The sequence below is a fragment of the Paraburkholderia sp. D1E genome, from assembly GCF_052682275.1.
Window position 1 is genome coordinate 2,772,776 of sequence record NZ_JBQYMB010000001.1, and the last position, 12,760, is coordinate 2,785,535.

The following is a 12,760-nucleotide window of genomic DNA, read 5'->3' on the forward strand; positions in this document are numbered from 1 at the left end:
GTGTCACGCTCCCGTGAATGCTTCGCGGAACGTGTCGATGCTGACACGCAACGACAGTTGCGGTTGGTCGAGGTAGCTGACGAGCTTGCTGATGCCATGGTCGTTTTGTGCGTGCTCGTCGATCCACTCGGGATCGTCGATATCGATGTTATGTGCAGCGTACGCCTGCGGATCGACCACGCTATGCAGCGTTTTGGCCGAGGCGCCGTTAAAGCCGATGATGAGTCGCTCACGCTCGGCAATCGTGCCGATAAAAATCGCCAGTTCGAAATCGGCCTGCGAGACGAACGGCGCGATCAGTTCGAGCCAGAATGCCGCGACTAGCGAGCGATAGAACGGATCGTTCGGCAGCGGCAAGGTCAGCCCACGCTCGAGATGCGACGAACCGCTTTGCATCACCGGGCGCAGCAGCGAACCGAGCGCCAGCATCGCGCCGCGCAAGCGCACCGGATGACCGCTCGCGAGCAGCATCTGTTCGAGGCCGGCGAGTGTCTGATGCTCGACGAAGTCGTTGAAGGTGCCGTCGTGCGGATTGCCCGGCCCACCGCCGATTTCGATCTGCACTTGTGTTTCGCCCAGCGCCTGGAGCGCGCCGGCCGGCTCGCTCACACCGAGCAGCGGCTTCATCTGCGAGGCGACGCGCGACCACAGGCGTGCGAAGGCGAGCGGACTGCGCGCGAGGAACGTCAGCGGCTTTTCGACTTCCAGCGCGGTCGCGGCAAGAAACGGAAAGCGCCGCGACGACTGATCCTGACTCGCCACCATATGCCCCGCGATCGCCAGTTTGCTGCGCGAACCGAGGAACGCGAAGTGCATGGGCTGGGCGCTTTCGTAGACGATCTTCCAGCGTGGGTCGTCGGTGAGCAGTTCCATCGCCTCGGCGATCCAGCGGTCGAGCGTGGCCAGCAATTGCGGGTTATGCGGGCTTTTGACGAAGTCGCCGCGCGACGGAATCTTGCCGAAGTAGGCGATCTGCGCCTGCACGGTTTGTGTCATTGCGCACCCCCTGTGTTCGAAACCGCGGCGGCCGTTGCCGGCCGTGCCGCTTGCGACGCCGGCGTGGCAGCGGGCGCGACGCCCGGTGCACCACCCGCGGCCGTCGCATTGACTGAATTCGCCGCCGCGCTCACATCCGCCACCGAAGACGGCAGCCGCAAGCCGCGCAGGCTCTGTTGTTGCGGCGCGTCGCTGGTGGCGCTGCCCGAAGCCTGCGACGTGCTGATGATGCGCATGCTGACCGCCACGGTCACGTTGCCTTGCGTCCAGGACAGATCGAAGGTGCCGTCCGGGCGGCGCTTGCGTTGCGCCGAGTTGATCAGCTTTTCCAGACCGTAGCGGCCCGGCTCGTTGACCAGTTGCAGCGTGCGGCCGTCGAAGGTCGTGGCATTCAGCGTCGCGCCAGGCGAGCCCGACGGATTCGGCCAGACGAAGTTGGTCCATTGCGGCGGCGTGTTGCGGTAACGCATTTGCTGGCCGTCGATCGCGAGCGTGTATTCCGTGGTGCCGCTGCTTGGCTGCGGCAGGATCTGGAACACGGTCTGCGGCTCGGCCGAGCTTTGACCCGACGAGCTCGCGGCTCCCCCGGCCAACGGCGCTACCCAGCGCGCGAAACCGCTGGTGAAGTCAGGCGTCAGCGCGAGGCCCATATCGCCCCATGTGCGCGAGGTCAGCGTGTCGCCGCGACGCACCGCGAGCGGCCCGAGCGTGGTGCCGACAAACTTGGCGATCGCGCCGTCCGGCCCGAACACCTGGGCGATTTCGCCGGCGCCGGCTTCGACCTTCGCGTCGCCTGCAAACGGATACTTGTTCGCGAGCGAGCTCTGGAAGGTCTGATAGACCTGCGCGTTCCACACCTTGTTGACTTCGACGCTGGCCGGCTGGATCACCACCGCATAGGCAGCCATCAGCGGACGCACCAGCAGCGGGCGCAGCGCCTTGCGTTGCGAATCGGTGAGGCCCGTCAGCATCTGTTCGTCGACGTACTTCAGCGAATCGGCCAACTCGGAGCCGCTGCCGTCGAGCGTCTGCTGCATCAGCTGACGCGCGCCCGGTCCCGGATCGCCCTGGTTCTTGATCACGTTAAAGCGGGTACGGACCTTCGAGAGCGTGTCCATGTAGCCCTTCAACATCGAGCCGTTGTCGCCGGAGACGACGATGCGGCCCAATGCCGAGAACTCCTGGCCGATCGGGCCCATCGGTACTTCGACCGGATTGCCGTTGATGTCGATGTTGGCATTCAGCTGGCCGGTCGGCGCACGCGAGAACCAGTTCTTGAACCAGCTGGTCATGCCGGATTGCGCGCGTTTCAGGTTCGCGTTGAAGAGCGACGGGTTGTCCCACGAGGTCTGGTCATACGCGGTTTCAAGCACCTTGCGGATCGGCGAGTCTTGCGGATCGCCAAGACGGTTCATCGCATCCACCGCCTGGCCGAAGCTGCCGAAGCTCTGCACGGCAATGCCTTGCATGAACTTCTGCCAGTGCATCGCGTACTCGGTCTTGTACATTGCCACCAGCGCTTTCTGGATCTGCTCAGGGCTGCCTTCCAGCGTCAGGTCGTCATGCGCGGAGGTGTTGAGCACCCAGTCTTTTGCCTGCAATTCCTTGGTGGCGGCGTCACGAATTGCCGGCTGCACGTACTGGAACCACGCCTCACGCGTGAAGGTGCCGGGGATCGCATAGCTGCCGGCCACCAGCGCCGTATTGTTTTCGCCGACGATGCGCGCGATCGTCATCGGCGCGAAGCGGGTCGACGCACGCGCCTTGATTTCCTCGTAGACGCGCTGACGGGCCGGCATGCCGCGCACCACGCGGCGCAGGTTTTCACGCGTCTGGTCGACGAGACCGAGGTTCTCGTCGATCATCGGCCAGTCGTTGTCGGACACGCGCGACAGATAGAAAGTGATCATGCGCTCGGCGCTGCGGATCATCTCGTCGCGGGGCATGTTGCCGCGATTCGTCTCGAGCCAGCCGCGCCAGAAGCGGGCGACCTGATCGGTCAGGTGAGCCGTTTCCACGTGACGCTTGTCACTGAGCATCAGGTAGGTCTTGAGCGCGTTGTACGCGTCTTCGACGTTGGTTGGCGACGCGTCGCTATACAGGCCGCCCTGGCTGTTCGCCGCCATCGCCGCGTGTGCGGACACCGGAATTGCGGCGGCGTCCGGCGTGCGGTTCAGCGGCGCGAGCTGATCGGGGTGCGCGTTGACGTCTTTCAGGAACGAGGCGAGATTCTGCGAGACCGGGTCGAGCAGGATCTGGCGCACGCCGTTGTAATACTCGGTCAGCAAGTGCTGCTCGAGACGGTCGCCCTGATACAGCCCGAGCGACACCGCCAGCGGCTTGTCGCGGCGGAACTGCTCAAGCTGGTCGATGCGGTCTTCCAGAATGTCCATAGCCTGCAAACGCGATTGCAGGTCGTTGCGGTTCTGCTGCAGGCGCACCACGTTATCGAGGTCCGCCTTTACATTGTCGGCGAGCTGCTGATTGCCGATCGTCGACCACGTCCAGCCGCCGAGCGCCAACGCGAGCACCGCGACGAAGCCGAAGAACGTTGCATAGCGCATGCGTGTCTTGGCGGGGCTGGCGAACTGCTTGACGGTCTGCCGGTCGGCGAAGATCACCTTGGAGAACAGATCGCGCAGGAAGAAGCCGTTCTTCGAGAACGCGCTATGCGGCTTGGGCAGGCTGTCGGCGGAAAGGCCGAAACGGTTGGCGATGCGTGTCGCAGCGGCGCTGTTGGTTTCGCCTTCCTGCAACGCGCTGGTGAAGTAGAAGCCGCGGAAAATCGGCTTATGCTGGAACGGATTGGTTTCGAACAGCGTGGCGAGAAACGCGCGCAACGCGGGCTTGATCGCCGAGAATTCGAGCGGGAAGCTCAACTGACCCGGCGAGAGCTTGTTGCCGCGGTTGATCGACATCTGCGCGACGCTGATTTCTTTCAGGCCGTCGTAGAGCTCTTCAAAGTGCTCGTCAAAGAGGCCCACTACGTCGCGCTTCTCGTCCGGCTGATAGGGCAGGGTGGCGCCCCATACGCGGTCGTATTCGTGACGGTCATTGCCGCTGAAGAATTCGGTGAAGCCCGTGATCAGATCGGCCTTGGTGAACATCACGTACACCGGCGCGAACACTTCGAGCTTCTCGGTCAACTCCTGAACCCGTTGGCGCAGGTTTTTCGCAAGATTGATCGCGAATTCGGGCTTGCTGCTGGTCAACTCGGCAATGCTCGCCGTCACGATGATGCCGTTGATCGGTGCCTTCGGCCGGAAACGCTTGAGCAGGCCGAGGAAGCCGAGCCATTCGGTGCGGTCTTCTTCGTGCACCGAATAGCGGCCGGCGGTGTCGAGCAGAATGCCTTCGGTCGTAAAGAACCAGTCGCAATTCCGCGTGCCGCCGATGCCATGAATCACCGCATTGTTCTTGTCAGCGAAAGGAAATTGCAGGCCTGAATTCAGCACGGCGCTGCTCTTGCCCGCAGCAGGGTTGCCGATCACGATGTACCAGGGCATTTCATACAGCGCCGAGCCGCCGGACATCTGGCCGATCTTCGAAGTCTTGATCGTTTTCACTGCGTCGACGAGGCGCGTGCGCAGCACGTCGAGTTCGGCCTGGCGCGCGGGCGTCGGGGCGGGGCCGGTTTCGGTCTGCTTTTCAGCCTGTTGCTCGAGCATTTCGCCGAGCTTGTTGTTCGCGCGCCGTGCGCGCAGTCGGCGCACCACCCAGACCAGCAGCCAGAGTGCGATCACCGCGCCGAGCACGATGGCAGGCCACATCGGATCGATCTGCAGGGTATCGGCGCCGATGAACAAAACAGCAGCGAGCGCGAGCAAGCCGATGATCGAGAGCGTGCGTGTATGGGTCAACACGTTAAGAATGCGTCGCATAAGCCGTTCAGGTCTTGGTGATGTGTGTTGTGGCGCGTGTGTGGCAAACAGCATGACGCGAGCGCGGACAAAGTCTGTCTGCGCCGCGTTTGAAACAAAACGAAAGCATATTCAAGTGGAGGTGAATGCGGCTGGATTGTTAAATCCGCCATGGGATGGCCCGCCAATGGCGATTGGACGAATGTCGTTATGCATGCGACATTGCCGATTTTTGCCAGAAAATTTGATTGAACGCCCCATTGCAACCTCTTTATTGCCCACTTCGTCTTAATGACCGCGCCCCAGGACGAAGCCCGGTTTGTGATATTCAACGTGCCCGAGATCCATCATTTTCCAGCGGCCGCCCCACGTCAGGCCGACCTGTTCGGCCGTCTGTCCGTATAGCTGATAACCTCGCATGGCCCAGGGATCTTTTTCTGAAATGACGAGCTTGCCGTCGCGCAAAAACGCGTTATCCGCGGCAAGACCGTATTGGTGATAGCTCTGAAACGCAGCGGCATTGGTGACGTTACCCCCCATTTGCGCAAGCCGGTTTTGCCGCTCCGGACTGCGATAACCTTCCAGCAATGCCATCTCATACCCGTATTGCTCGTGCATGATTTTGTAAACGAGCAATAAACGCGTTCTGAAATCGGCGTCGAGCAAATTCCAGTCGCGGCTCGCATCTTTCAGTGCGGGCCGAATCTGCTCCACTTCCTGCGTTGCAAATACCTCGGGCGGCAGCGGCGGCGGGGGCACGAGCTGTTCGCCATTCAATAACGCGGCAATTTTCTCGTCCGGTACCCGTGCAGTGTCATCGAATTGGAATAATTGCCGGCCGCGTAAAGCCAATGCCACCAACGGCGGCGTCGCAAGAATACCTGTGGTGGTAAAAATCAGCAAGCGCCGCTTTGCCAGTAACTTTTGCATATCGACTGCAGTCGATTGCGAAATTTTTGCCGAACGTGCTAATTGACCGCGAGCACGAGAAGCGCCTTGCGATGCCCCGCGCATAACGCGGCCATGAATAGCGAGTGCGGCGCCTAATAAAGAGGCGCGTACCGCCGGCAATAGCAGCATTGCGGCGATCACAACGGCGATGGCGAAATAGGCGAGAAGTACTACGGCAATCAAAGTCGACCCCGGAAAATTGGAAACAATTGTATTTTGTAATGCTTGCTCTTAGAATCAGGCCTGCTCGGAGAGGAGCCGGAACGGTATTATCACGGCGAAATAATCCAGGATTCAATGAGACAGTGAATGAGTGCGCCGGAAAATTCGAATTCCAAAGCCCCGCCTAGCCTGTTATCGGATAAGGCTAAGGGCGCCGATGGCAATGGTTCGCGAATTCTCGCGAATCTGGAAGGCCGCGTCGAGCCGCCTGCCGATAAACCACGCCGGTCGAAAACGCCGCTTATGCTGGTCGCCTTGCTGGTGATCGCTGCGGGAGGTTGGGGCGCGTGGCATATGCAGCAGCGTGTGAAGACAGAGTCGTTAGCGTCAGCCACGCCGGCCAACGCTGAGAAAGCTGCCGTGCCGGCGTCCGCCGCCAGCGGTGCGCCGCAGGTCATCGCGAAAGCGGAGGCCCCGGCTGCAGCGTCGTCACAGGCGGCTACGATCGTTGCTGACGACAGCGACAGCAAGGCATCCGCGGCATCCGCGAGTACCCCCGCAAGCGGCGATGACAGCCGCTTGTCGCGTGCGCTCGCCGATGGCGCCGAACCGAGCAATGCTGCTGCGCCGGTTGCGTCGGCAACGGCCGCGTCGGCGGTAACGGTGCCGGCGGCGAAGCATGGCAAAAGCTCGACGGCTGTCGCCAGCAATGCCAAGCGCGATACGGCGACCCACGGCAAGAAGGAAAGCACGGTCGCAAGCAATCATCACGCGAGCGCACCGACCGCGGCCGCTCAAACGAAGAAATCGCGTGCGGCCGGTAATGCTTCGAAAGATGATTCGGATGCCGATCTATTAGCCGCGCTCGTGGCACGGACCAAACCGGCTGACGCGAAAGCGGCAGACGGCAACACGGCTACCAAGGTCAGTGCCCCGGCTACCCCTGGGAACGCCAGGCTGGCCGAACGCGTGAAGGAATGTGGACAACGCGGCTTCTTCGAAGACCAGTTGTGCCGCTGGCGCGTATGCGACGGACATTGGGGTAAAGACCCGGCCTGTCCGGGTTCGGCGCCACAGGCACACCAGCCTTAAGTTCGGGTAATGTGCGTCCTGGTGACGCACTACCGCATAAGACACGACGCTGGGTTGATTTGAGTCAATCCAGCGTCGTGTCTTATCTGGAGGCGGCGCATAGAATCTTTGGATGCGTCCCGTCTCCTCCTGGCCTCTCGCCACCAAACTCGCCGCTCTTGTCGCTACGTTGCTGGCGTTGGCGTTGGCGTCGATTGGCCTGACACTCTGGATTACCTGGCAACTCGACGGCGGTGCAGCCGCGATCAACGAGGCCGGGCGCATGCGGATGCAAACCTACCGCGTTGCGCTGATGCTGCGCGATACCCCGTCTCGGGTCGATGCGTTCGCACGGCAATTCGACGACAGTCTCACGCTGCTTGAGCAGGGCGATCCAGCTCGTCCGCTGTTCGTTCCATGGAATGACGAGGCGCGCCAGCGCTTTGCCCGCGTGCAATCGCAGTGGCAGGTACTGCGTCCGGTCTGGACCCGTACCAATCCCCCTCCTGCTGCCGAGATCGATCGGCAAGCCGATCAGTTTGTTTTACTGATCGATTCATTCGACAGTTCGATCGAAGCACAACTTGCGCGTTGGACCTCGATCCTCAACGCGTTGCAACTCGCGCTGCTCGTGCTGGCGATCGGCAGTGCGCTGGCGTTGCTGTATGTCGGCCATTTGAGCGTACTCGCACCGGTCCTCAGGCTCACTGGTGGTCTCGCGCGGATCGAACGCGGCGACTTTGACACGCGTGTTGAAGTGACGACACAAGATGAATTCGGTGAGCTGTCCACCGGTTTCAACCGGATGGCGCAGAACCTGCAACAGCTTTATGCCGGTCTCGAACAGAAGGTCAGCGAAAAAACCGCCAGCCTCGAGACAGAGCGCGCGCGTCTGGCCGCACTCTATGACGTGAGCGCATTTCTTGCGGATGCCAATACGCTGGATGCCCTTGCGCAGGGATTCGCGCAACGTATTCGCCGTATCGCCGGGGCCGATTCGGTGGCGATCCGCTGGTCGGGAGAGGGCAACGAACGTTATCTGCTGCTGGCCGGAGACAATCTGCCGCGCTTCATGGTTGAAGACGAGCAATGCCTCGCGTCGCGCAGTTGCCTGTGCGGTCATCCGCAGAGCGTGCCTGGCGCGCGGGTCATTCCAGTGCTGGCCACTGGTCCCGGCGCGGCGACGCTCGGACATTGCGCGCGCGCCGGCTACGCGACGCTCGTGTCAGTGCCTGTGATTCTGCATCAGCGCACGCTCGGCGAGATCGACCTGTTCTTTCGCGAGACGATTCAGTTGTCTGCCCAGGATCGCGATCTGCTCGACACACTCGCGAGTCATCTGGCGGGCGCCATGGAGAATGTGCGTGTGAGTGCGCTAGAACGTGAAACGGCCGTGTCTGATGAACGCGCTTTGCTCGCGAGCGAACTGCATGATTCGATTGCGCAGTCGCTGGCGTTTCTAAAAATACAGGTGCAGTTGCTGCGCGACGCGTTGCCGGTTCCTGCCGATTCATCTGTCGCACGTATCGTCGATGAGCTGGATGCGGGTGTGCGCGAAAGCACCGGCGACGTGCGCGAATTGCTGATGCATTTCCGCACGCGCGGCAACACCGAGGATATCGAACCTGCGCTGCGCACCACGCTGCGCAAGTTCGAGCACCAGACTGGACTCGCCACAAACCTGTCGGTCGAAGGCCACGGTCTGCCGCTCGATGCGGACGTGCAGGTGCAGGTGTTGCATGTATTGCAGGAAGCGCTGTCGAACGTGCGCAAACATGCGCATGCGCGCGAGGTCTGGCTGGAAGTGCAGCAAAGCCCGGTATGGAGTTTCGAAGTTCGCGACGACGGCGAGGGGTTTGACATACAGCAGCACAAGCCGGGCGAGACACACGTGGGGATGCGCATCATGCGGGAACGCGCGGCGCGTATTGGTGCGACGGTGGCGGTCGACTCCGTGGCTGGCGCGGGAACGTGCGTCACGTTGACATTGGCGCCATCCCAGCGCGGTGCGCCGGAAGCGGTTCATGAAGATCGGGCAGAGGCTGCTTGAACGCCAGCCCAGAACAGGTAGTCGATGATGATTCCAATTCGTTTGCTGGTGGTCGATGACCACACGTTGTTCCGGCGCGGGCTGATTGCATTGCTGCGTGAAGATGCACGATTCCAGGTGGTCGGCGAAGCGGCCGATGCCGGCGAGGCGCAACGGCGCGCCAGTGATTTGCAGCCCGATCTGATCCTGCTGGACAACCATCTGCCTGGTGTAAGCGGGATCGACGCGCTCAAGGATTTGCGAGAGGCCGCACCACAGGCTCGAGTGCTGATGCTGACCGTGAGCGAGGACGAACGCGATCTGGGTGCTGCCTTGCGCTGTGGCGCGCAGGGCTACCTGTTGAAGACTGTCGACGCAGACATGCTTGCCGAGTCGATTATGCGGACAATGCGTGACGAGGCTGTTGTGAGTCCCGAGATGACGGGCAAGCTGGTGTCGGCATATCGCGCCGCGGCGGCGAATGATTTTTCGACGGGTACGGGAGCCTCGGCTGAGATGGCGGCGGCGCGACCGGTCGTGGTGGATGCTGCCCAGGCACAGCTTGTGACGGACGTCGCGCTATCGGCCCGGGAGCAGGAGATTCTCGCGCATATCGCTCGCGGCGCGAGCAACAAGGAGATCGCTCGCGCGCTGGCGATCGCGGAGACCACCGTCAAGATTCACGTCCAGCATATTCTGCGCAAGCTTAAGTTGGGATCGAGAGTGCAAGCCGCCGTTTATGCGACAGTGAATTCAATCGCAATAGATTAGCAATACTCCCAAAGAACTACGCTCTAAGAATCCTCCTACTCCTTCTGCACCAAGCCTGACCTCCATCAGAAGGATATTCACGTCTCGCCCAAAACGGCAAAGTCAGAGTCATGGAACAAGGAGTCAATCCCATGACAAAGACCGCGGCCGGCAGCAGCGCCGCAGCGCAACCCAAGGCATGGTCGGTTCTGATCGCGAGCACCTTCGCGTTCACCGTGTGCTTCATGGTGTGGATGATGTTCGGCGTGATCGGCATTCCGATTCGACAATCTCTCCATCTGAACGAAACAGAGTTTGGCATGCTGGCCGCGTTGCCAGTCCTGACCGGCTCACTCGTGCGTGTGCCGCTCGGCATCTGGACCGATCGCTATGGTGGCCGAGTCGTCATGGCCTGTCTGATGCTTGCCACGGTGCCGGCAATCTGGCTCATGAACTACGCCACCACTTATTGGCAGTTCCTCGTCATCGGCCTGTTCGTCGGCCTGGCAGGCGGCGCATTCTCGGTCGGCACGCCGTATGTGGCCCGCTGGTTTCCGCAGGAACGCCGCGGCTTTGCGATGGGCATCTTCGGCGCGGGCAATTCCGGTGCGGCCGTCAATAAGTTCGTTGCGCCGGCCATCCTCGTCGCCTTCGGCTGGGGCATGGTCGCTAAAACCTACGCCGTCGCCATGCTCGCCGCGGTCGCGCTGTTCTGGCTCTTTACCGCCACTGATCCCTCGCATCGCGTGCCGACCAACCAACGCTTTGTCGATCAACTCAAGGCGCTCAAGGATCCGCGCGTACTCAAGTATTGCCAGTACTACAGCATCGTGTTCGGAGGCTATGTCGGGCTCTCGTTATGGATGGTGCAGTACTACGTTGGCGAATACGGGCTCGACATTCGTGTTGCGGCTTTGCTCGCCGCGTGTTTCTCGCTGCCTGGCGGCGTGCTGCGTGCCGTGGGCGGCTGGCTCTCGGACCGCTACGGCGCGCACTGCGTGACATGGTGGGTGATGTGGGTGAGCTGGATTTGTCTGTTCCTGCTCAGCTATCCGCAAACCGTTTTCACTATCGCCACCGTCGACGGTCCCAAGGTCTTCCACCTCGGCCTCAACGTGGTGTGGTTCACGGTGCTGATGTTCGTGCTGGGGATCGCCTTTGCGTTCGGCAAGGCCAGCACCTTCAAGTACATCGGCGACGAATTCCCGCACAACATCGGAGCGATCTCCGGCATCGTCGGACTCGCGGGCGGCCTCGGCGGCTTCGCGCTGCCGATTCTGTTCGGACTGCTGGTCGATCTCACGGGCATTCGGTCGAGCGCCTTCATGCTGCTTTACGGCGTCGTGTGGGTCTCGTTGATCTGGATGTATCTCACCGAAGTGCGCCGCACCAATGTGATGAGGCCAGGCGCAACCGCCGCCGCCGGCATCGCATCAGGTCAGGCCCCAACGCAAGCCCCAACGCAGGCTTCAAATCAGCCTTCTTCTCAAGCAGGAACCCCATCATGAATATCTCGACAGCACGCGCGCGAGCCGGCCGTACGCTGACTCTCTGGACGCCGGAGGACAAGGCTTTCTGGCAGCAGGAGGGTGAATCCGTCGCCAAACTCAATCTGTGGATTTCCGTGCCCGCGCTTTTCCTGGCATTCGCGGTCTGGCAGGTGTGGAGCGTGGTGGCGGTCACCTTGCCCTCACTCGGTTTTCGCTATTCGACCAATCAACTGTTCTGGCTGGCCGCGGCGCCGGCACTCTCGGGCGCAACGCTACGCATTTTCTATTCGTTCATGGTGCCGATTTTTGGCGGACGCCGCTGGACCGCGCTTTCCACCGCGTCCTTGCTGATTCCCGCCATCGGCATCGGTTTCGCGGTGCAGGACAACACCACGAGCTATCCGACCATGCTGTTGCTTGCGCTGTTGTGCGGCTTCGGCGGCGGCAATTTTAGTTCGAGCATGGCTAATATCAGCTTCTTCTTTCCGAAGGAGCGCAAGGGTTCGGCGCTAGGCGTGAATGGCGGATTCGGCAATCTCGGTGTATCCGCGGTGCAGTTTTTGTCGCCACTGGTGATCACGGCCGGCGTGTTCGGCATCTTCGGCGGCGAGCCGCAACTGATGACGAAAGCCGGTCATGCGTCGCAGGTGTGGATGCAGAACGCCGCGTTCATCTGGGTGCCCTGGATCGCGATTTCCGCGCTCACCGCATGGTTCGGCATGAACGATCTGGCCACTGCCAAGGCGTCTTTCGGCGCGCAAGCGACCATTTTCCGTAGTCGTCACAACTGGCTGATGTGCACGTTGTATCTCGGTACGTTCGGTTCGTTCATCGGCTACTCGGCCGGTTTCCCGCTGCTCATCAAAAGCCAGTTCCCTGACATCAACCCGTTGACGTATGCGTGGGTCGGACCGTTCGTCGGCGCGGCGATCCGCCCGGTAGGCGGCTGGCTTGCCGACAAGCTCGGTGGTGCGCGCGTCACGTTCTGGAATTTCGTTGTGATGGTGCTGGCGGTGGTGGGTGTCCTGTACTTCCTGCCGAAAACCGGCAGCGCCGCATTTCCGTGGGGCCCGCAAGCAGGCGCATTCGGTGGCTTCTTCGCGATGTTCATGTTGCTTTTTTTTAGCACAGGTGTCGGCAACGGCTCCACGTTTCGCATGATTCCGGTGATTTTTCTGAATCTGCGCCTGCATTGCGTGCCGTCCAACGACCAGGAAGCACTCGCTCATGCGAACCGTGAAGGGAATACAGAAGGTGCGGCCGCAATTGGTTTTGCCGGTGCGATCGGCGCGTACGGCGGTTTCTTCATTCCGAAGAGCTACGGCAGTTCGATTCTCGCCAGCGGCGGTCCTGAACTGGCGCTGTACGGCTTCATCGCGTTTTACGTGTTGTGTGTCGGACTGACCTGGTGGTTTTACGCGCGGCGCCACGCCGGTATGCCGTGTTGAACG

The 12,760-nt window shown here is 61.4% G+C and carries 8 protein-coding genes; 5 read left to right on the forward strand and 3 right to left on the reverse strand.

All coding sequences use genetic code 11. The features are described 5' to 3' along the window. Positions 1 to 3 precede the first annotated feature (3 nt). The 3 genes from tagF to ACUN0E_RS12585 all read right to left on the reverse strand — a co-directional run bounded on the left by tagF (position 4) and on the right by ACUN0E_RS12585 (position 5,990). Entirely contained in the window at positions 4 to 996 is a 993-nt protein-coding gene (tagF, locus tag ACUN0E_RS12575) for a type VI secretion system-associated protein TagF (RefSeq protein ID WP_408338662.1), read from the reverse strand. Then, positions 993 to 4,877: a type VI secretion system membrane subunit TssM gene (gene tssM, locus ACUN0E_RS12580; RefSeq protein ID WP_445566767.1), complete on the reverse strand. Its 3,885-nt coding sequence runs from the start codon at positions 4,875 to 4,877 to the stop codon at positions 993 to 995. The genes tagF and tssM overlap by 4 nt, the downstream gene beginning before the upstream one ends. A gap of 267 nt (positions 4,878 to 5,144) precedes the next feature. Continuing rightward, positions 5,145 to 5,990, reverse strand: a complete 846-nt coding sequence (locus ACUN0E_RS12585) for a M15 family metallopeptidase (RefSeq protein ID WP_325043007.1) — start codon at positions 5,988 to 5,990, stop codon at positions 5,145 to 5,147. A 126-nt stretch (positions 5,991 to 6,116) separates the two neighbouring features. On the opposite strand from ACUN0E_RS12585, the gene ACUN0E_RS12590 reads away from it, so the two are divergent. The 5 genes from ACUN0E_RS12590 (at position 6,117) to ACUN0E_RS12610 (ending at position 12,757) form a co-directional block, all read left to right on the forward strand. After that, positions 6,117 to 7,061, forward strand: a complete 945-nt coding sequence (locus tag ACUN0E_RS12590; RefSeq protein WP_445566768.1) for a hypothetical protein — start codon at positions 6,117 to 6,119, stop codon at positions 7,059 to 7,061. Positions 7,062 to 7,173: 112 nt separating this feature from the next. Further along, positions 7,174 to 9,090, forward strand: coding sequence for a type IV pili methyl-accepting chemotaxis transducer N-terminal domain-containing protein (locus ACUN0E_RS12595; protein ID WP_445566769.1), 1,917 nt, complete (start codon positions 7,174 to 7,176; stop codon positions 9,088 to 9,090). Between the two features lie 27 nt (positions 9,091 to 9,117). Next, positions 9,118 to 9,840, forward strand: a complete 723-nt coding sequence (locus ACUN0E_RS12600; RefSeq protein WP_445570426.1) for a response regulator — start codon at positions 9,118 to 9,120, stop codon at positions 9,838 to 9,840. Positions 9,841 to 9,971: 131 nt separating this feature from the next. Further along, positions 9,972 to 11,327, forward strand: coding sequence for an MFS transporter (locus ACUN0E_RS12605; protein WP_445566770.1), 1,356 nt, complete (start codon positions 9,972 to 9,974; stop codon positions 11,325 to 11,327). Beyond that, positions 11,324 to 12,757, forward strand: a complete 1,434-nt coding sequence (locus ACUN0E_RS12610) for a NarK family nitrate/nitrite MFS transporter (RefSeq protein WP_445566771.1) — start codon at positions 11,324 to 11,326, stop codon at positions 12,755 to 12,757. Before ACUN0E_RS12605 ends, ACUN0E_RS12610 begins: the two co-directional genes overlap by 4 nt. Positions 12,758 to 12,760: the final 3 nt, after the last annotated feature.